Annotated in this window: 22 protein-coding genes; 19 read left to right on the forward strand and 3 right to left on the reverse strand. The window is 31.9% G+C overall.

Annotated features, from left to right (window positions below):
* Window positions 1-7: 7 nt before the first annotated feature.
* The 9 genes from BR66_RS0117605 to BR66_RS0117645 all read left to right on the forward strand — a co-directional run bounded on the left by BR66_RS0117605 (window position 8) and on the right by BR66_RS0117645 (window position 10,384).
* The gene (locus BR66_RS0117605; protein WP_026884080.1) at window positions 8-277 is read left to right on the forward strand and encodes an ACT domain-containing protein; all 270 of its coding nucleotides are present in this window, start codon (window positions 8-10) and stop codon (window positions 275-277) included.
* Between the two features lie 47 nt (window positions 278-324).
* The gene (locus BR66_RS0117610) at window positions 325-1,683 is read left to right on the forward strand and encodes a PFL family protein (protein WP_026884081.1); all 1,359 of its coding nucleotides are present in this window, start codon (window positions 325-327) and stop codon (window positions 1,681-1,683) included.
* Window positions 1,684-1,843: 160 nt separating this feature from the next.
* Window positions 1,844-3,010, forward strand: a complete 1,167-nt coding sequence (locus BR66_RS0117615; RefSeq protein ID WP_026884082.1) for an MGDG synthase family glycosyltransferase — start codon at window positions 1,844-1,846, stop codon at window positions 3,008-3,010.
* Window positions 3,011-3,212: 202 nt separating this feature from the next.
* Window positions 3,213-4,685, forward strand: coding sequence for an MDR family MFS transporter (locus BR66_RS0117620; RefSeq protein ID WP_026884083.1), 1,473 nt, complete (start codon window positions 3,213-3,215; stop codon window positions 4,683-4,685).
* A gap of 74 nt (window positions 4,686-4,759) precedes the next feature.
* Complete coding sequence (locus tag BR66_RS0117625) at window positions 4,760-5,296, forward strand: PadR family transcriptional regulator (protein ID WP_026884084.1); 537 nt, start codon at window positions 4,760-4,762, stop codon at window positions 5,294-5,296.
* On the forward strand, window positions 5,289-6,533 hold the full coding sequence (locus tag BR66_RS0117630; RefSeq protein ID WP_026884085.1) for an MFS transporter: 1,245 nt from the start codon (window positions 5,289-5,291) through the stop codon (window positions 6,531-6,533). Before BR66_RS0117625 ends, BR66_RS0117630 begins: the two co-directional genes overlap by 8 nt.
* 38 nt (window positions 6,534-6,571) lie before the next feature.
* A complete protein-coding gene (locus BR66_RS0117635) occupies window positions 6,572-8,296 on the forward strand; it encodes an ABC transporter ATP-binding protein (RefSeq protein WP_026884086.1) in 1,725 nt (574 codons plus the stop codon).
* Entirely contained in the window at window positions 8,297-10,147 is a 1,851-nt protein-coding gene (locus BR66_RS0117640) for an ABC transporter ATP-binding protein (RefSeq protein ID WP_026884087.1), read from the forward strand. It abuts the gene before it with no gap.
* Between the two features lie 57 nt (window positions 10,148-10,204).
* Window positions 10,205-10,384, forward strand: a complete 180-nt coding sequence (locus tag BR66_RS0117645; RefSeq protein WP_026884088.1) for a hypothetical protein — start codon at window positions 10,205-10,207, stop codon at window positions 10,382-10,384.
* Window positions 10,385-10,441: 57 nt separating this feature from the next.
* Here the strand turns inward: BR66_RS0117645 and BR66_RS0117650 are convergent, their stop codons facing one another.
* A complete protein-coding gene (locus tag BR66_RS0117650) occupies window positions 10,442-10,777 on the reverse strand; it encodes a cupin domain-containing protein (protein ID WP_026884089.1) in 336 nt (111 codons plus the stop codon).
* 169 nt (window positions 10,778-10,946) lie between these two features.
* Between BR66_RS0117650 and BR66_RS0117655 the strand changes: the two genes are divergently transcribed.
* Genes BR66_RS0117655 through BR66_RS0117665 form a run of 3 tightly spaced genes read left to right on the forward strand, consistent with a single transcriptional unit; the run spans window position 10,947 to window position 12,197 of the window.
* Complete coding sequence (locus tag BR66_RS0117655; RefSeq protein ID WP_026884090.1) at window positions 10,947-11,537, forward strand: TetR/AcrR family transcriptional regulator; 591 nt, start codon at window positions 10,947-10,949, stop codon at window positions 11,535-11,537.
* 16 nt (window positions 11,538-11,553) lie between these two features.
* Window positions 11,554-11,790: a zinc ribbon domain-containing protein gene (locus BR66_RS0117660; RefSeq protein WP_026884091.1), complete on the forward strand. Its 237-nt coding sequence runs from the start codon at window positions 11,554-11,556 to the stop codon at window positions 11,788-11,790.
* 44 nt (window positions 11,791-11,834) lie between these two features.
* Window positions 11,835-12,197 carry a VOC family protein gene (locus BR66_RS0117665; RefSeq protein WP_026884092.1) on the forward strand — a complete coding sequence of 121 codons (363 nt, stop codon included), beginning with the start codon at window positions 11,835-11,837 and terminating at the stop codon, window positions 12,195-12,197.
* Between the two features lie 60 nt (window positions 12,198-12,257).
* Here BR66_RS0117665 and BR66_RS0117670 read toward each other — a convergent pair whose 3' ends face one another.
* Both BR66_RS0117670 and BR66_RS0117675 read right to left on the reverse strand, forming a co-directional pair.
* A complete protein-coding gene (locus BR66_RS0117670; protein WP_026884093.1) occupies window positions 12,258-13,430 on the reverse strand; it encodes a M20 family metallopeptidase in 1,173 nt (390 codons plus the stop codon).
* A 50-nt stretch (window positions 13,431-13,480) separates the two neighbouring features.
* Window positions 13,481-13,942, reverse strand: coding sequence for a YbaK/EbsC family protein (locus BR66_RS0117675; RefSeq protein ID WP_026884094.1), 462 nt, complete (start codon window positions 13,940-13,942; stop codon window positions 13,481-13,483).
* A 145-nt stretch (window positions 13,943-14,087) separates the two neighbouring features.
* Here BR66_RS0117675 and cobU point away from each other — a divergent pair, with 145 nt between their 5' ends.
* The 7 genes from cobU (at window position 14,088) to yhbH (ending at window position 21,339) form a co-directional block, all read left to right on the forward strand.
* Window positions 14,088-14,630 carry a bifunctional adenosylcobinamide kinase/adenosylcobinamide-phosphate guanylyltransferase gene (cobU, locus tag BR66_RS0117680; RefSeq protein ID WP_026884095.1) on the forward strand — a complete coding sequence of 181 codons (543 nt, stop codon included), beginning with the start codon at window positions 14,088-14,090 and terminating at the stop codon, window positions 14,628-14,630.
* Window position 14,631: 1 nt separating this feature from the next.
* On the forward strand, window positions 14,632-15,375 hold the full coding sequence (cobS, locus tag BR66_RS0117685) for an adenosylcobinamide-GDP ribazoletransferase (RefSeq protein ID WP_026884096.1): 744 nt from the start codon (window positions 14,632-14,634) through the stop codon (window positions 15,373-15,375).
* Window positions 15,366-15,956: a histidine phosphatase family protein gene (locus tag BR66_RS0117690; RefSeq protein ID WP_026884097.1), complete on the forward strand. Its 591-nt coding sequence runs from the start codon at window positions 15,366-15,368 to the stop codon at window positions 15,954-15,956. Before cobS ends, BR66_RS0117690 begins: the two co-directional genes overlap by 10 nt.
* A 131-nt stretch (window positions 15,957-16,087) precedes the next feature.
* Window positions 16,088-16,558 carry a MarR family winged helix-turn-helix transcriptional regulator gene (locus tag BR66_RS0117695; RefSeq protein WP_341350073.1) on the forward strand — a complete coding sequence of 157 codons (471 nt, stop codon included), beginning with the start codon at window positions 16,088-16,090 and terminating at the stop codon, window positions 16,556-16,558.
* A complete protein-coding gene (locus tag BR66_RS0117700) occupies window positions 16,551-18,017 on the forward strand; it encodes an MFS transporter (RefSeq protein ID WP_026884099.1) in 1,467 nt (488 codons plus the stop codon). The genes BR66_RS0117695 and BR66_RS0117700 overlap by 8 nt, the downstream gene beginning before the upstream one ends.
* Window positions 18,018-18,248: 231 nt before the next feature.
* Complete coding sequence (locus BR66_RS0117705; RefSeq protein ID WP_026884100.1) at window positions 18,249-20,171, forward strand: PrkA family serine protein kinase; 1,923 nt, start codon at window positions 18,249-18,251, stop codon at window positions 20,169-20,171.
* A gap of 4 nt (window positions 20,172-20,175) precedes the next feature.
* Window positions 20,176-21,339, forward strand: coding sequence for a sporulation protein YhbH (yhbH, locus tag BR66_RS0117710; RefSeq protein ID WP_026884101.1), 1,164 nt, complete (start codon window positions 20,176-20,178; stop codon window positions 21,337-21,339).
* The last annotated feature ends 1 nt before the right edge of the window (window position 21,340 follow it).

Genomic DNA, 21,340 nt, shown 5'->3' on the forward strand with positions numbered 1-21,340 from the left:
TATTAAAATGAAAGCATTTATAACTGTAATTGGTGAAGATAAAATAGGTATTATTCAAGGGGTATCAACTTTGTTATCGGAAAATAAAATAAACATTATGGATATAAATCAGACACTTCTACAAAACTACTTTACAATGATTATGTTAGTGGATTTAGATAAAATGGAAGTTGGGTTTAAGGAACTAAACAATAAGATTAAAGAAGAAGCAGAGAAACTTGGAGTAACAATAAAATTTCAAAGACAAGATTTATTTACTGTTATGCATGAACTATAATATAATCACAATAGAAGAAACCAATAAATTAGATTAGGAGAATTAATATGATAGATAATAAGAGTATACTAGAAACCATTGAGATGATTGATAAAGAAAATCTTGACATTAGAACAGTAACCATGGGGATATCATTACTAGATTGCGCTGATAGCGATGGAGAAAAGTCTAGGGCAAAGATATATGATAAGATTACTACAAAAGCTAAAGATCTTGTTAAGGTATGTGAGGAGATAGAAGCAGAGTATGGTATTCCAATAATTCATAAAAGAATATCTGTAACACCAATATCAATAGTGGCTCAAAGTAGTAGTGATACAAGTTACGTAGAGTATGCAAAAACTCTTGACGCGGCAGCAAAGGCTGTGGGAGTTAATTTTATAGGCGGATTTACCGCCTTAGTACATAAGGGATGTACTAAGGGTGACAAGATACTTATAAGTTCCATACCAGAAGCATTGGCTGTTACTGATATCGTATGTTCATCAGTAAATGTTGGGACTACAAAAGCAGGAATAAATATGAATGCTGTAAGAGATATGGGTGAAATAATAAAGAAAACTGCATATATGACAAGAGATAGAGAGAGTATTGGTTGTGCAAAGCTCGTTGTGTTTGGTAATGCGGTAGAAGATAACCCATTTATGGCAGGAGCTTTTCATGGAGTTGGAGAAGCTGAATGCATTATAAATGTTGGGGTTAGTGGCCCAGGAGTTATAAAATCAGCTTTAGAAAACGTTAAGGGTGAAAGTTTTGATGTGGTAACAGAAACAATCAAAAAAACAGCTTTTAAAATTACAAGAGCAGGTCAACTTGTAGCAAATGAAGCATCAAAAAGACTTGGTATTCCATTTGGAATAGTTGATTTATCACTAGCTCCAACTCCAGCAGTTGGTGACAGTGTTGCAAGAATATTAGAAGAAATGGGACTGGAAACTTGTGGATGCCATGGAACTACAGCGGCACTGGCTATGCTTAATGATGCTGTTAAAAAGGGTGGAGTAATGGCATCTTCACATGTTGGTGGTTTAAGTGGTGCTTTTATTCCAGTAAGTGAAGACGAAGGAATGATAGCAGCTGTGGAATCAGGGGCTTTAAATATTGAGAAGTTGGAAGCAATGACGTGTGTTTGTTCAGTAGGCCTTGACATGATTGCTGTACCGGGAGATACTCCAGCAGCAACAATCTCAGGAATTATTGCTGATGAAGTAGCCATTGGTGTTGTAAATAATAAGACCACAGCAGTCAGATTAATTCCTGTATATGGTAAGGCACTAGGAGAAAGAGCAGTGTTTGGTGGTCTCTTAGGAGAAGCTCCAATAATGAAATTAAGTGAGTTTTCAAGTGAAGATTTTATAGCTAGAGGTGGAAGAGTACCAGCACCTATACATAGCTTTAAAAATTAAAAATATATATAAATAAAGAAAGAACGTATCCTAAAGTTTTATGGGTACGTTCTTATTTTGATTTAAATGAAGATGCCTAAATAAAAAAATGAATATAAATTTCATTTTTTCATAAAATAAACTCATAATGCTTATGTTAGCATATGAGAGGAGTCTTATTATGATCAAAAATATACTTATTATTTCCTCAAATCATACTGGAAATGGGCATAAGAGTATAACCGAGGCATTGCAAGAAAAATTTAGTGAAAAAGAAAATATAAAGGTTCATGTAGTTGACGGATTTTCACTTGGAGGTAAGCCACTTATAAGTATTGGTAAATCCTATGGAGTTATTACAAGAAATGCAGAGGGGTTATGGGAACTAATATGGGATATTTCATCGGTAAAGCCAGCACTAATAAATGAAATAGTAGAAATAGCAATAAAGGAGAAGTTCTTAAATTTAATTAAACAAGTCAAACCGGATCTAATATTATCAGTTCACCCTAATTTTAATGGTTCCATTATAGATTTGCTAAGTAAAAATCATTATAGAATCCCGGTGGTAACATTAATCGCAGATCTTATAAGCATATCTCCACTTTGGGCTGATAGCAGGGCAGAATATATTATTAGCCCAACTGTAGAGGCTAAAGAAAAGTGTATAGAATATGGAATTCCAGAGAATAAGATAAAGGTGTTAGGTTTGCCTGTAAGAAAAAGATTTTATTACAATAATGTTACAAAATTAAGTGACAAAGAGTTAAACAAAAGAAATGGAGATGAAATGTTAAAGTGCCTTATCATGAGTGGTGGAGAAGGTGTAGGAAATATGAAAAAAATTGCACATATTCTTCTGAAAAACTTTAATTGTAACGTTAATATTGTAGCAGGTAAAAACAAAAATCTAAAAAAGAGGCTAGAACAATCATTGATGCAAAAATATGGCGATAGGGTTAAAATTTATGGATTTGTAGATAATATTCAAGAACTTATGGCAACATCAGATGTTGCATTTGCAAGAGCAAGCCCTAATGTTATGATGGAATCTGTAGTCTGCAATGTACCATTAATAATAACAGGGGCATTACCAGGTCAGGAAGAGGGCAATCCATATTTTGCAGAAAAATATAATTTGGGTGTGTGCTGCTATGATATAAAAAATATATATAACACCATTTGTGATTTGCAAAAAAACAACAAAGAGAAATTGAGAGGAATAAAATATTGGCAAAAAAAATATATTAATGAAAATAGTGCTGAACAGGTGGTTAACTTCATTGATAAACTAGAACTTTGTAATAAAAAAGAAACAATACTGAAGTTAGTACAAAATACCATATAACAAGCCGTGATAAGTGACAAGTTAAGGAAATTTTGCCTTGGGACAAAATAATACAATTAGTTAATATAAAAGAATGTTAGTAGATTTGTAAACAAAGTCTCCTAACATTCTTTTTTAGCTATGAAGTGATATATCAATATGTTAATATAATAAAGTGAAACTAGTATTAGATGTATAATTTTTTGAAAGTATGTGATAAAATATGGATTCAAGAAAAAGGAGTATAGTTATTTCACTGATGGTGGCAATGTTTCTTGGTGCAGTGGAAGGGACAGTTATAACAACAGCAATGCCTACTATTGTTAAAAGTTTAAATGGTTTTGATATGATAAGCTTAGTTTTTTCTGTGTATCTATTAACATCAGCAATTTCAACTCCAATTTATGGGAAGATTGCTGATATGTACGGGAGAAAAAGAGCCTTGATTACAGGAATTATAATATTTTTAATTGGAAGTGCCTTATGTGGTATATCAACGAATATGTATGAGTTAATTATATTTAGAGGACTACAGGGTATTGGTGCTGGAGCAATATTTACGGTATCATACACAATAGTTGGTGATGTATTTTCAGTAAAGGAAAGAGGGAAAGTTCAAGGATGGATTAGCTCTGTATGGGGAATAGCAAGCCTTTTAGGACCTTTTTTAGGAGGATTTTTAATTGACCGCCTATCTTGGCATTGGATATTTTATATAAATATTCCTTTTGGCATTTTTTCAATTATTCTTCTTCAAAAAAACTTAAATGAAAAATTCGAAAAGAAAAAAAGTTATATAGATTACGGTGGTATAATAACATTTTCCCTAGCTATAATAATATTTTTATGCACTATTATATCTTTGAACGAAAATACTGAAATATTGTCATTTAAATTAATAGTTCCATTACTTTGTACAGCTATTTCGCTCTTTTTATTTTATATCATAGAGAAGAAGGCTAAAGATCCACTGATACCTTTTGATATATTTTCAGTTCAGACAAATGTTGTAAATCTAATAAGTTTATTGGTATCAGCTATATTGATTGGAACTGATGTATATTTACCTGTATATATACAAAACGTTTTAGGATTTAGTGCTACTATATCTGGAATATCCGTGGCATCAATGTCTATATCCTGGATTTTTTCTTCATTTATTTTATCAAAAACCTTGCAAAAATATGGAGAAAAATTTGCAGTTCTAATTTCAACCTTTATTATTTTTATAAGCACTTTATTTATGTATACACTGAATATAAAATCATCTATAGCATTAGTTGTTATTTATGCATTTATTATTGGATTTGGATATGGAGGAGCACTAACTACACTTACCATAGTGATTCAAGAATCTGTAGATTATACTAAAAGAGGAGCAGCTACAGGTGCCAATGCTTTGTTAAAAACTATTGGACAAACTGTAGGTGTAGCTACGTTTGGAGTTATACTGAATCTAAATATTTCGAAATATTTAGATAAACTTGGCATTATTGGTGTAGCTGCTAGTAATCTATATAGTTCTAATAAACAAAGTAAAAATATTTCTGCTGATCAGGTTAAAGCTTCACTTAATTATGGAATACATTCATTAATTATTATATTTATAATAATAGCTGTAATATGTATTGGGATGTCGCTTATAATGACAAGTACACTGAAGGTATCCTCAAATGATCAAAAAAAATCATATTGAGGTAGATTTTTTTAATAAGGATATTGACTACTATTGATAATAGTACTATTATCAATAGTATTGGAGATGACAGTATGCTATCAAATGCAGAATTAATTTTATTGAAGTTTATCAAGACTAAACCTTATTATGCCTATGAACTTGAACGTTTAATAGACGATAGGCAATTAAGACAATGGGTTAAAATTTCAGGTGCAACAATCTATCAAGTGCTTGATAGATTGTGTCAGAAGGGTCTTTTAGAGTATACATTTGAAAAAGAAGGAAATATGCCTCAGAGGAAAAGATATCATATAAGTAGTAAAGGTGATGAAATATTTTTTGATTCTACAAGAGAGATTCTTCAAAATATTGAACCTTATTATTTTAATCTTAGTATAGGATTATCCTGTAGAAAATTTCTTGAAAAAGAAGAGTTTGATGAACTTATTGAAGTGCGTCTTAAAAAGTTAGAATCTTTTTTGGAGGATTTTAATAAAAGATTTGAGAAATCAAAGGAATTATACCCTACAAAAAGATTGATTATAAGAGAATACCTTCTTTCGCATTACAAGCTTGAAGAGGAATTATTAAAAAAACTTTTAAGCAAAGAAGAAGATATTAATGAGTAGTTTAGTTGCATTAAGAAGAAAGGGAACTAATAATTTTCCTGCACTCAAAGAAGTTAATTTTAGATATTTTTGGACAGGTCAATGTGTATCTTTACTGGGTACTTGGATGCAGAGGACGGCACAACAGTGGCTAGTGTATAGCCTTACAAAGTCCCCATTATTATTAGGAATTTTAGGTGTTGTACAATTCACTCCAGTGCTTTTATTTACGCTATTTGCTGGAGTATTTATAGATAGATTTAATAAAAAAAGAGTCCTTATAATTACCCAAAGCATATTAATGATGCTGGCATTTATACTAGCCTTTCTAGTATGGAGTGGCACAGTACAGTATTGGCATGTACTTGTTATTGCAGGAATAATGGGATGCGTTAATGCATGGGATATGCCTACAAGACAATCTTTTATACCAGAAATGGTGGAAAAGAAAAATATTGTAAATGCTATTGGACTAAATTCCGCAGTGTTTAATGTAGCAAGAATAATAGGACCAGCAATTGCTGGATATCTAATGGTTAGAATTGGAACTGCCTTATGCTTTTTTGTTAACGGAGTAAGCTTTATAGCCGTAATTATAGGTATAGTTTTAATTAAACCAACTTATTCACATGAGAAAAGGGCAAGTGGAAATATATTTATAGATGTAAAGGAAGGGTTAAAGTATATTAAATCAAATAAAATAATTTTAGCAGCAGTGTTATCAATGTTTGCGGTAGGAACCTTTTCTATGAATTCAGATGTCATTATTCCATCCTTTGCCACCACAGTACTTCATCAAGGCGCTGGGGGATATAGTATTCTTTTATCGGTAATGGGTGTAGGATCTTTTTTGGCAGCTTTAACCGTTGCAACTAGAAGTAGAAAAGGTCCAAGTAAAAAGCTACTTTATGGTAGTTCAATATTAGTGTGCCTTTTTCAAATTGGTTTGTTATTTACGCATTCCTATTTAGTATCATCAATAATATTATCAATGGTTGGTTTTTTTACTGTAGCCTTTTCTGCTTCAGTAAATACAACAATCCAGATAAATACAAGTAACGAATATAGAGGGAGAGTAATGAGTGTGTACACTTTAGCTAATAATGGAACTACACCTATTGGGAATCTCTTCGCAGGTGCCATTACAGAGAAATTTGCACCAAACTTCGGATTCTTTGGTTGCGGATTTATGGCCTTAATCTTTATGATTCCAATACTTTGGTTGATAAGGTTTGATAAAAAAAATGGGAAAGTATAATGAAGCTAGGAATATTAGAATGACAGGGGTGATCTACTTTGGGCTATTTTAAAGTATATGCACATAAATACTGGAAGGGATTTTCTGTAGCAGTATTTTTTGTAATACTAGAAGCATTTTGTGATTTAATGCAACCTACAATAATGTCTCAAATTGTGGACAAAGGAGTAGCAAATAAAAATTTAAATTATGTAATCAAAATGGGAATTATTATGCTTATTATTGCAGGGCTGGGAGCAATAGCTGCAACAATTCGTAACATAATATCCAGCAATGTTTCACAAAAATTAGGAACGGAAATGAGATCTGATTTATTTAAAAAAATACAAGGATTTTCTTTTGCAAATGTAGATAAATTTGAAGGAGCTACTTTAGTAACGAGGCTAACAAATGATGTTGTGCAGGTTCAAAATTTTGTGAATGGACTTATGAGGATATTTATTAAAGCACCAATTGTAGGTGTTGGAAGTATAATAATGGCTTCAAGATTAAACTTAAAGTTATCTATGATTTTATATGCAATTGTACCCATTGTGGCTATTCTTATATATGGAAATATGAAACTTGGATACCCTTTTTTTATTAAAGTGCAGAAGGCGCTTGATAGTGTAAATGGAGTTATGAGAGAATATTTATCAGGAGTAAGAGTTGTTAAAGCTTTTAATAGGTTCCAATATGAAACAGAAAGATTTGAAGAAAAAAATACGCAGCTAACTAAAAATTCTACTACGGCTATGAAAATAGCATCTATTTTCACACCGGTTATTGGACTCTCAGTAAATATTGGAATAGTACTAGTTATTTGGATAGGTGGAATAAATGTAAACAAGGGTACAATGCATGTAGGAGAAATAATTGCATTTACTAATTATATGACACAAATATTATTTTCACTTATGATGGTCACTAATGTTTTTACAATGCTAGTAAGAGCTAGAGCATCGTCAGAACGTATTAGTGAAGTATTTTCAGAAAAAAATACTATGATAAATGGAACAAAAACTACAAATAATTCAAGAATCAAAGGAAGAGTTGATTTTGAACACGTATTTTTTTCATATGATAGGGACAAGGAACCTGTATTAAAGGATATATCATTTACTTGCCTTCAAGGAGAAACTGTTGGAATAATAGGTTCAACAGGGTCTGGGAAAAGCACTCTTGTTAATTTAATTCCTAGGTTTTATGATATTTCAAGTGGAGAAGTAAAAATTAATGGTATAAATGTTATGGAGCTAGATATAAAGTCATTACGAGATAAGATAGCAGTAGTTCCACAAAAGGCACTTCTGTTTTCTGGAACAATAATGGACAACATGAAATGGGGAAGTGAAAAGGCAAGTCTAGAAGAAATACAAGATGCTTCTAAAGTAGCGCAGGCAAATGATTTCATTGAAAAATGTCCAGAAGGATATAATACTAGAATTGGGCAGGGTGGCGTTAATTTTTCTGGAGGCCAAAAACAACGTATATCCATTGCAAGAGCGTTAGTAAAAAAAGCGGAGATTCTTATACTCGATGATGCTACCAGCGCAGTTGACACGGATACAGAAGTTAAAATAAGGGAAAGTCTAAAAAAATATGCTAGGGACTTAACTTGTATTTTAATAGCACACAGAATAACTTCAGTAATGGGAGCTGACAAAATTATAGTAATAGACAATGGAGAAATAAAAGGTATTGGAAAGCATGAAGAACTTTTAAAAAATTGCAGCCTATATAATGATATATTCCTTTCTCAAATTGGAAAGGAGATGATATAGATGCCAGAGAATAAATATAAAGATACCACAAATAATGTGAATGTGCCATTTGCACATGGCAGAGGACCAAGGAGAAACATGGCACCTGTAGTAAAACCTAAAAATTTCAGAAAAACCTTAAGGCGATTATGGGGCTATTTTGGATCTGAAAGAAAAACATTATCAATAATATTTGTACTTATAATAATTGATTCTGCCATAGTACTTTTAGCACCGTATTTAATAGGACGTTCTGTGGATGCTATGACTAATAAAAATGGAAAAGTGGATTTTAATCTTTTAAGTATAATGGTAATTGCTTTACTAATATCATATTTGGCTGATGCAGCTATAAATTTGTTCCAAGGATTTGCCATGGCGTCATCTAGTCAGCGAATAGTTATGTCCATGAGAAACAAACTGTTTTTAAAGCTTCAAAAATTGCCAGTGGCTTTTTTTGATACCAATAGTCATGGAGATATTATGAGTAGACTTTCCAATGATATAGACAATGTAAGTACTACTATTTCTCAGTCGGTTATTCAGCTTATGTCAGGAATTATAACTATATTTGGTTCACTTATTATGATGATAATTTTAAGTCCAATACTTACTCTAGCTAGTTTAATTACTGTTCCATTGGTATTTTTATTAACTCGAACTATCGCAAAAAGAACGGGAAAGCTATTTAAATCTCAGCAAATGGAACTTGGAAAACTTAATGGGCATATTGAAGAAACTATATCTGGAATTTATATAGTGAAAGCTTTTAACCATGAAGATAAAACAGTGGAAGAATTTGATGAAATAAACAATAGATTATGTGAGGTAGGACTTAGGGCCCAAATATTTTCTGGATTTTTGATGCCGATTATGAATGTTATAAATAATATTGGATTTGCAGCCGTGGCTGGAGTAGGAGGAATCCTTGCAGTAGAAAATATGATTACAGTAGGTGTAATTGCAAGCTTTTTGAGCTATTCAAGACAATTTGTTAGACCACTTAATAATCTTGCTAGTATATTTAATACACTTCAATCTGCTGTAGCTGGTGCTGAAAGGGTATTTGAAATATTGGACGCACAAGAAGAAACAGAAGATGTAAAAAATTCTCGAATAATTAATAATCCTAAGGGGCATGTTCAATTTGTTAATGTATATTTTGGATATAGAAAAGACGTAAATATTCTTAAAAATGTTAATTTTGAAGCCCAGATTGGTGAAAGTATAGCACTTGTGGGACCAACGGGTGCAGGTAAGACTACAATTGTGAATTTGCTTACAAGATTTTATGATGTTACTGGAGGAAAAATATATATTGATGGAGTGGATATACGTGAATATACAAGAGATAGCCTTAGAAAATGTTTTGGCATAGTTCTTCAGGATACCTATCTTTTTACAGGGACTATAAAAGAAAATATAAAATATGGAAAACTAGATGCAACAGACAAAGAAGTGCAAAATGCAGCTAAAATGGCCAATGCGCATGAATTCATAAAAAGGCTTCCTAAAGGCTATGAAACTCAACTTTCTGAAAGTGGAAGCAATCTTAGCCAAGGTCAAAGGCAACTTTTAGCTATTGCCCGGGCAATTTTAACAAATCCATCAATATTAATATTGGATGAAGCTACTAGCAGTGTGGATACTAGAACAGAACTTAGAATCCAGGAAGCGATGCTTAAATTAATGAAAGGAAGAACTAGTTTTATTATAGCACATAGGCTTAGTACTATAAGGGATGCAGATAAAATAATGGTTATAGATGGTGGAGAGATTATAGAAATGGGGAAGCATGAAGAGCTTATAAATAAAAAAGGAAAATATTATAACATGTATTTTAATCAATATAAGAATAGCCAAGAGCAGTGACAAGTTAAGATAAGAAGATAAAAATTGTTAAGTTAAACTACGAGGAGGTTAGTCATAATGGAAATTCAAGAACTAATAGATAAACAGAATAAAGCTAATGATGTATATGACAAATTAAGCAAGACAAATAGTATGGAAGTTGTATCAGATATAATTAACAGTTTAGATGAAGAGACAGCTAAAAATGTGTTAAAGAGCTTTGTGTATGATAAAGGAAACGTAAATTGTGATAGATAGATGAAAACAATAGGAGCACCGCAAAATTCAGTATGAATTTTACGGTGCTCCTATTGGTTAGTGTTTTATCACTGTTAGGAGCATTTGGAATCTTTCACGGGCTTCAAGTCCATGAGGAATATCGGAAGGCATTATTATTGTTTCACCCGATTTAACAGTAAAAACATTGTCACCTATTGTAATTTCTGCACTGCCATCTAATATTTGAACCATAGCATCGCCAGAAGTTGTGTGGGTGCTGATACCTTCACCTTTATCCAGTGAAAATAATGTTATATTCGCAGAAGGTACTTGGGCAATGGTTCTACTTGTAACTTGACCCTCTTGGTAAGATATTAAGTCTTTTAAATTAAGAGCTTTAGAGAATTCTATATTTTTAATTAAACTATTCATATTTTGGCCTCCTTAGATTTCTTAATCATAGTATAAGCCTATTAGTGGGGAAAATATGTAACCTATGTTACCATCTTTGATATAATATAAGCCAATGAAAATTATAATTGACATTGAATAAATAATTTTATTTAATGAGTATAAACTCAATGAGTTGGGAGTCAATAATATGAAAGAGTCACAAAGAGAAAAACAAAAGATAGAAACAAGAAAGCATATTCTTGATGCTGCGTTGAAGCAATTAGCTAAAGATGGTTTAACAACTACACGCACATCAGATATAGCAACTGAGGCCAAAGTATCACATGGAACTGTATTTGCACATTTTCCAACACGTGAGATTCTTTTGGATGCAGTGATAGAGGATTTTGGTTTGCGGCTTACTAAGAGGCTTCATGAATTGGTTGGTACTAATGCTAGTATGAAGGATCTCCTTAAGGCCCATATAAAAGGCATTAGGGAATATGAAAATTTTTATACTAGATTGATTTCAGAACAGCGATTACTTCCTGAAAGTGCACGGAATTCGCTTATTATGATTCAGTCAGCTATTTCATTTCACCTTATTCAGATCGCTGAGCGTGAAATGGAAGAATGTAAAATACGTAGGATGCCTATTGATTTGCTATTCAATATGTGGGTTGGATTAATTCATTACTATCTTATTAATGGCGATATGTTTGCGCCTAATGAATCGGTTTTAGAAAGATATGGTGAGCAACTAGTTGAACATTATATGAATTTGATCAAACTAAAATAAAGGAGGAGATATTATAATGAAAATTTGCATAGCTTGTGGAATGCCAATGAAAGTTAAAAAAGATTTTGCTATGGGGGATGAGAAAAAAGATTATTGTATTTACTGTGCAAGACCCGATGGTACAATGCAGTCCTATGAGGAAAAGCTGGAGTCCATGACCGGATTTATTATTAAAACTCAAGGACTAGATAGGAATGTGGCAGGCAAAGCAGCTAAAGGAATGCTGGCTAAACTTCCAGCTTGGAAAGTATAATTTAAAATTATATTCAGAAATAAAAATCTAAGGAGCGAGATAAAATGAAATACGATAATTTCTTCCTGCCTGTGGGAAATCTTAGTGATGCAAAAGAATTTTACCATATCATACTGGGCTTAGACTTAAAATTTGATTTTTCATCAAGTGGTATGATTGCATATAAGGTTGGGGATGAAGAGCCTGCGATAATTTTGAAAGATAAATCTAAATTTGAGAACGTCAAACCTACAATTTGGTTTGTTGTCGATGATGTTGTAAAGGAATTTGAAAGGTTAAAGGATAGAGGAATTACATTTTTAAGTGAACCGTTTGGGATTAGAACAGGTATTTCTGTTGAATTTGAAGACCCTTTTGGGAATAGGCTTGGAATAACTGATTACTCCAAGGTTGCTAACGAGTTTTAAGTTTATAAAGATTTGATATTATGTAACAGCAAAACAAAAGGCGGGAAGATAAATCCCCGCCTAATTGATTTTTGTAAGGTAGTCATAAGCATACTGGGCATGAAGTGCACTGGCAATTAAAAGGCAATCTTCATCCACATTAAACTTTTCATTATGGTGAGGATATTTAGCATCTTTTTTTTCATTTCTTGCACCTACTAAAGCAAATACACTAGGTATTTTTTCAGTGTACTCAGAAAAATCTTCTGAAATTAATAATTTAGTGTCTTTTAATAAGGCATCTTCTGACAGAATAGTGGTAACAGCTGACTCACCAATTTTAGACAGTTCAATGTCATTAATTACTGGTGCAACAGCAAAGCTATAGTCAAGGTTTGCTGTTGCACCATAGGATTTAGCTGTATTTTCTATTATTCGTCTCATAGCTACTGGTATTTTTTTTCTAACATCATTATTAAAACATCTTGCAGTACCAAATAGTTCAGCATTATCAGCTATAATATTGTATTGCGTTCCAGCTTTAAATGTACCAATGCTTACAACAGCAGGTTCTAGTGGATCAATTTCTCTACTTACTATAGATTGTAAATTCAATACTATAGCAGATGCTACTACTAGTGCATCAATGCCTTGATTGGGCTTTGCACCATGACCACCTTTACCGGTGACAGTTATTTTAAAGGTATCGGCAGAAGCCATTTTGGGACCTGCGTCTATTGAAATTTTACCACATTCAATATCACTAATAACATGTAAGCCAAAGATACTGTCAATTCCATCAAGAATGCCTTGCTCAATGATTTTTTTAGCACCCTGACCCATTTCTTCACCAGGTTGAAATATAAGTTTTACAGTTCCAGGAAGTTCATGCTGAATTTCTTTTAAAATTTTAGCAGCACCTAAAAGTGATGCCATATGTGCATCATGACCACATGCATGCATACAACCTTTATTTTGTGATTTATAGCTAACTGTTGTACATTCAGTAACACTAAGTGCATCCATATCTGTACGAAGAGCAATGGTTTTGCCTTTTTTATGCCCTTCTATTGTTGCCAGTATTGAAGTATTGTTGTTTCCTGACTTATATGGAATGCCCATTTTATCAAGTTCTTTTTTTATCCTCTTTGATGTCTCATATTCTTTAAAACTTAATTCAGGATGACTATGAAAATGTCGTCTTAAATCTAACATATAATCCTTGTATTTTAAAGCAATACTATTAATATCCATAATCATTCTCCTATCTCAATATAATTAATTTTTTAACTTGTATATGGTTTTTAGTATGTAGAAATATCAACCCAATCAGCTTTGGTTAAGTTCAGCATTTCTAAAGGTGTAATCTTAAGAGCTGTGCTTTTAGATCCTGCAGCAGGGTATACATATTCAAAATCACGTATGGATTCATCAAGAAATACTTCAACATTATTATTTATTCCAAAAGGACATACACCACCAACAGGATGACCAACCTTTGGCTCAACTTCTTCGAAACTAAGCATTTTTGCTTTTGTTTTAAAATATTGTTTGAATTTTTTATTGTCCACTCTAGCATTGCCTCTTGTAACAATTAAAATAATCCTTTCCTTAACTTTAAAAGCAAGGGTTTTTGCAACGAACTCTGGCTGGATTCCTAACGTTTCTGCAGCAAGATCAACAGTCGCACCGCTTTGCTCAAGTTCAAAAACAGGATCTTCCATGTTTTTTTCTAAAAAAAAATTTCTTACATTTTCCACACTCAAAATATGGTCCCTCTTTTCTAAAAATTTTCTACAATGCTAACATTAAAACTAAGATTTGTCAATATTTATTTAAGATTTGTAGGTGTACATATTTATAACATAGCTTATAATGTAATATATGAGTAATAAAGGTGAGGTGTAAGTGTTGAGTAAAATAATATTAGTAACGGGTGGAGCAAGGAGTGGTAAAAGTGCCTTTGCAGAATCCTTATATAGTGGAAATAAGCAAGTAGTTTATATAGCTACATCAAAAGTAGATGATGGAGAGATGAAGGAAAGAGTAGAACTTCATAAAAAGTCAAGACCAAGTGAGTGGGTAACATATGAGGGGAATTATGATATATATAAGGCTGTTACAGATGCAGAAAATTATATTTTAGATTGTCTAACAGTAATGTCCTCTAACATAATGTTTGATATTACCGGAAATTTAGAAAAAATACCACAAAACATGCAAAGTGAAGTTGAAAACGCAGTGATGAAAGAAATAAAAAATTTAATAAAAAAAGTTGAAGATGTTCAAGGAAATCTTGTGATTGTTACTAATGAGGTTGGATCTTCAATAGTGCCAGAAAATCATGTGGCCAGGGTTTACAGGGACATAATAGGAAAAATAAATCAAAAGGTAGCAAGGCTTTCCTCGGAAGTATATCTAGTAACCTGTGGAATACCAATAAAGGTGAAATAATATGATAAAGGGTTTGATACTGGGATTGCAATTTTTAACAAGATTGCCTGTGAATATAAATGTAGATTATGACAGAAAAAATTTAACAAAGGCTACATTCTATTTTCCTTTTATTGGTATGCTAATTGGTGCTATTGCAGCAATTATATATTATGTATTTAGTTTTATAAATAATGATATGGCGGCGCTCTGCGCAGTTTTATCACTAGTAGTTACAACTGGTGGATTACATATGGATGGTCTTTCAGATACAGCAGATGGCTTTTTTTCTTCAAGACCTAAAGAAAAAATATTGGAAATAATGAAGGATAGCAGGGTTGGCGCTTTTGGAGTTATAGCCATAGTTATGGACTTGTTATTTAAATATGTGGTTATTAAAAGTATGGATAAAAATATGGCAATGGTATATATTATTTTATCTAGTGGGATATCAAGAACCATGGTGGCAATGTTTTTTTCCTTTGGAAAGTCACCAAGAAAAGGTGGCATGGGTGATATGCTTATAAATAAGGATTCAAAGAAGTATTTCATTGTTTCAGCTATAATTTTTATTTTAGTTGGTGCTTTTATTGCAAAATATAATTTTTTGATTGTAATACTCACAGTGATTATTTTTTCTTTATTATTCATGAGGTATTCTTATAAAATAATAGGTGGAGTAACTGGTGATGTATTTGGCGCAAATGCTGAATTATGTGAAATTTTAGCATTGATAGGATTTGTGGTGGCCCAAAAATGGATATAGTTTTTGTAAGACATGGCAAAACTCTTTTAAATGAAAAAAATGCATACGTAGGAATCATAGACACCGAAATATCATCTAAAGGAAAAAAAGAAATTGAAAATTTAAGCAAATTATTGAAGGGAATACAATTTGATAAGATTTTTTCAAGTCCATTAAAGAGAACAATTCAAACTACTGAAATAATAACAGGGGATAATTATGTTATTGACTATAGACTTAAGGAAATGAATTTTGGAATATTCGAAGGTCTTTCTTATAATGAAATATGTGAAAAATATCCTGTAGAGAGTAAAGAATGGTCAGCAGACTATTTTAATTATAAAATCCCACGTGGTGAGAGTCTAAAGGAAGTGTTTAATAGAACAGAGAGTTTTCTCAAGTATATTTCTGGGCTCAAGGGCAAAATACTAGTTGTAACACATGGAGGAGTAATAAGCTGTGCACTATCACTTGTATTTAATAAACAGGACTACTTTTTTAAGTTTAAGATAGTCCATGGAAGGATGAATATTATAGCTATTGAAGATAATTATATGTATATAAAAGGTATAAATTGTTTTGACAAAGAAATTTTAAAGTAAGCATGCGTAGCTTAGCAAAATAGTGTAGGATATGATTAGCTTTTTCTATTTTTGATAAAGTTCCACCTGTAATATAGTTGACTAATCAACTATATTGTGATATTATAGTTTTAGAGAAGTGGTGAAAGAATATGGATATGGATAATAAAGCAAGGAAATTAATTAAGTTAAATGGACGTATATATAGGTGTACCCAAGAGTATTTAGAAAAAAAACTAGAAAAATTTAGTCTTTCCATTGGTACCTATCCATTTTTACTTACATTGAGTGAAAATGAAGGTGTATGTCAAAATAAAATAAGTAAAGAGCTTAATGTGGATAAAGCTATGGCTACAAGAAATGTTAAAAAACTTATAGAACTTGGATATATAAGGAAAGAGGAAAATAGAGAAGATACAAGAGCTTATAAACTTTATATAACAAGTAAGGGAAAAGAGATAATACCTGAAGTAATTGAAATAATAAAAGAATGGATTGATATTCTAGTTCAGGGTAGTAGTGACGAAAAAATAGAGGAATCAATAAGATTTCTCGAGAAGGTTTTAATTAATGGTAAAAGACATAAAAAAGAATGTATTGAAAGGATGAAAAACTTTGAGTGAGACAGAAAGTACCGTATTTAAAAACAGATGGGTTATTTTAGTTAATGTATTATTAGCAACATTTATGGCCACATTAGATGGAAGTATTGTAAATGTAGCATTGCCAGTTATGTCACAAAAGATGCATGTTAGTATGGGAGAAATAGAATGGGTAGTTACCAGCTTTCTTATAGCGGTTGCTGCAACAATTCTAATATTTGGTAGACTAGGGGATATTATAGGTAAGACTAAAGTATTTCAATTTGGAGTTGTATTGTTTACCATAGGTTCCTTATTGTGTGGGTTTACAGATTCACTTCCAATACTTGTAGCAGCAAGGGTTTTACAGGCCATTGGAGCATCGGCAACTATGGCAACGAGTCAAGGAATAATAACACATGTTTTTCCGCCAAATGAACGGGGAAGAGCTCTTGGAGTTATAGGAACTTTTGTTGCATTAGGCGCAATGGCGGGTCCACCACTTGGAGGAATGATAGTTTCAGCTGTAAGTTGGAAATATATATTTTTAATCAATGTACCAATAGGAATTATAGTATTTATAATGACCACTAAAATATTCCCTAAATCAGGGGAAGCTAAAGATGAAAAAATGGATGTAAAGGGAGCAGTATTATTTGCAATAACCATGGTAGCATTATTTGTAGCCATTGGACAAGGACAAAATACAGGATATAACAATCCTATAATTATATCTGTGTTTATTCTTTCAATAATATCATTTATATTATTTATAATTGTTGAGAAAAAATCAGAGCTTCCACTACTTCAATTAAATATATTTAATAATAGTTTGTTTTCCATAAGTATAGGATGCGCTTTCATAGCATTTGTAGCAATAAGTGCATCAAATATTATATTACCTTTTTATTTTCAAGATGCACAAAAATTATCACCAGCAGTAACAGGAATTCTTATGATGGTATCACCAATTGTTTTAGCAGTAGTGGCTCCATTTAGTGGATATTTATCAGATAAGATTGGTTCACTAATTCTTACCTTGATTGGACTTACATTGTCTAGCTTAGGATTACTACTAATAGCTATGTTAGATGCAAAATCGCCACTAGTGTTTCTTATGGCGTTTATTGTAATAATGACCATTGGAAATGGGATGTTCCAATCACCTAATACTTCACTTATTATGTCAACAGTGTCAAAGGATAAGCTTGGTATAGCAGGAAGTATAAATGCATTAGTAAGAAATGTGGGAATGGTTGCAGGAACCTCACTAGCAACATTGTTATTATATAATAGAATGAGCCACAAAATAGGATATAGAGTTATAGATTATGTAAATGGTAGAGCGGATGTATTTATGTATGGGATGAGATATGTATATTTGTTTGCGGGTATAATATCTGCAATAGGTGCTATAATAACTGGGATAAGATTTTATAACAGCAAAAAAATAAATAAAAATATTGAAGATCAAATTGAATTTCAAGAGGGAATTAAATAAAAAAATGTGACAGCTAAAAATAGCAAAAAGATTACCTGAATTTGTTTTATACAAATTCAGGTAATCTTTTTTCATTTATTTATCATGTTAGGGGCTTGTCTTGACATATATTTTTATAAGCAAAGTATTAGGAAGCATCAAAAAATAACAAGCTACTATTCTGGTGTATTTTGTAATATGCTTCATCGCCATAATTATTACTTTGTTATAAATTTAGGTGGGAGGAAAAACATGGAGTTCAGTGAATTAATAAAAAGTGATAGAGAAAAAAGTGACAAATTCAAGTTTCAAGGTAGTTTTTTGGAGTATCTGAACCTAGTAAAAAAGAATCCAATGATAGCAGAACTAGCACACAAAAGAATGTATGATTTAATAATAAAAAATGGTTTTGAGATTTTAAATCCAGAGGAAAATCATAGGATAAGAAAAATATATGGAAATGACATAATTAAAAAATATAATTTTTTTAAAAATGACTTTTTTGGTATTGATAAAGTAATTATGAAATTAGTGAATTATTTTTATTCTGCATCAATGAGAGGGGAGGAATCAAGACAAGTATTGTATTTAGTGGGACCAGTTGGCGCAGGAAAATCATCACTTGTTGACTCACTTAAAAAAGCTCTTGAGAGTGCTGAACCAATATATTATCCAAGGGGATGCCCAATGCATGAGGAGCCACTTCATTTAATACCTAAACATCTTAGAGATGAATTTAGTGAAGCACTTGGCATTGAAATTGAAGGAGATTTATGCCCAATTTGTAAACATAGATTGGTCCATGATTATCATGGTGAGTACGAAAAGTTTATGGTGGACACAACTACCTTTTCAATAAGATCAAGAAAAGGTGTGGGAGTAGTTCCTCCGGTAGATCCAAATAATCAAGATACTTCAATACTTACTGGTTCTGTAAATATATCAAAAATGGATATGTACCCAGAAGATGATCCTAGGATATTTTCACTAAATGGAGCATTTAATGTAGGTAACAGAGGACTAGTAGAATTTATAGAAGTATTCAAAAATGACGTGGAGTATCTTCATACGATCATTACCGCAACACAAGAGAAATCAATACCATCACCAGGTAAGGGTTCTATGATTTACTTTGATGGGGTAATACTTGCTCATTCTAATGAGTCTGAGTGGAATAGGTTCAAGTCAGATCATACCAATGAAGCTATTTTAGATAGAATTGTTAAGATTGAAGTACCATATTGCATGGAGCTTAACGAGGAAGTTAAAATTTATAAAAAAATATTAGGTAAGAGCTATTTTGATGCACATATAGCACCACATACTATAGAAACTGCAGCCAAATTCGCAATACTTACAAGGCTTAAGCCATCTAATAAGGTTGATACATTAACCAAATTAAAAATATATAATGGGGAAGAAATTGTGGAGAAGGGGACGACTAAAAAAATAGACATAACTGAACTAAAAGAAGAAGCAGGACTTGATGAGGGAATGAGTGGAATTTCCACAAGATTTATTATTAAAGCAATAGACAATGCACTATCCGTTTCAGAGTTTGATTGCATAAATCCATTAAGTATTATGGAGAGTATTATAAGATCAGTTAAAGATTTAGACATTGCTGAGGATGAAAAGAAAAAATATTTAGGTTTTATCCAAGATAGCATTAGAAAAGAATATAATAATATACTTGAAAAGGAAGTTACCAAGGCATTCATTAACAGCTTTAGAGAGCAGGCAGAAACACTTTTCAATAATTATCTTGATAATGCAGAGGCATTTGTGAATAAAAATAAAATCAAAGATAAATCCACAGGTGAGGAACTTAATCCAGACGAAAAATTTATGAGATCCATAGAGGAGCAGATAGTTATCTCTGAAAATTCAGCCAAAGGATTTAGAAGTGATGTTACGTCTTACATGTTTTATGTAGTAAGAAAAGGCGGGAAAATTGATTATACGTCCTATGAGCCTTTGAAAGAAGCCATAGAAAAAAAATTAACAAATTCAGTGAAGGATATATCACGAATAATAACTAAATCAAGGATTAGAGACAAAGATCAAGATGAAAAGTATAGTACTATGGTTCTACAGATGAAGGAAAATGGATATTGTGATCATTGCTGCGATGTAATATTAAAATATGCAGCTAACAATTTGTGGAGGGATTGATAAGGTGACTATATTTAAAGAGCACGATAATACTAATATAGGAGGGGATAGGTCAGTTGAGGATAGAAGAAGACATAGGCAATTAGTTGAGAAATCAATAAAGGAAAATTTAGGAGATATTTTATCTGAAGAAAGTATAATAGGTCAAAGTAAAGATAAAAAGATTAAAATACCTATTAGAGGAATAAAAGAATATCAATTTATATATGGTAAAAATACACCTGGTGTTGGAAGTGGTGATGGGGATGAAAAAAGAGGTCAGGTCATAGGAACGGATAGAGGTAATGAAGGTGCTAATGGAAATCAAGGTGCAGGCAATGAAGAAGGAGAAGATATTTACGAAACGGAAATTACTTTAGAAGATGTACTTAATTACTTGATGGAAGAACTAGAACTTCCAGAAATGGATAAGAAAAAATTCAGCAAAATAATAACGGAAAATGGAACTAAAAAATCCGGATATCAAAAACATGGTATAAATCCAAGGCTTGCTAAAAAGAGAACTACAATTGAAAAAATAAAAAGGGAGCAGAATAAAAAAAGAGCATTGATAGAAGAGGGGCTTGAAGAAAAAATAGAAAGATTTCCATTTAATAATGATGACCTTAGATACTACAGAATAAAAAAAACATATAAAAGAGAGTGCAATGCGGTTATTTTTTGTGTCATGGATGTTTCAGGGTCCATGGACAGTACAAAAAAATATTTGGCACGGTCATTCTTTTTTATTCTTTCGCAATTTGTTAGTACAAAATATTCAAATGTGGAGACGGTTTTTATTGCACATTCAACTATAGCTAAAGAAGTAAATGAATTTGAATTTTTTCATAAGGTGGAATCTGGAGGCACATATATATCTAGTGGCATAAACATGGCATTAAATATAATTGATAAAAGGTATAATCCTGCGTATTGGAATATATATGCATTTTATGTGAGTGACGGAGATAATTGGTCTGAAGATAATGAGAAAACAGTTATTGCAGTTAATGAATTATGCGAAAAATGCAACATGTTAGGTTATGCAGAAATAATGAGTGGCTATTACACCACAAACATAAAGGATAGACTTATGCGGGAAGTGGAGAGTAAAAAATTTATTGCAGTTTCAATTAAAAGAAAAAATGATTTGTGGAATGCACTTAAAGAGATGCTGAAAAAGGAATAAA

Source organism: Clostridium akagii DSM 12554, from assembly GCF_000686725.1.
GTDB classification, from domain to species: domain Bacteria; phylum Bacillota; class Clostridia; order Clostridiales; family Clostridiaceae; genus Clostridium_I; species Clostridium_I akagii.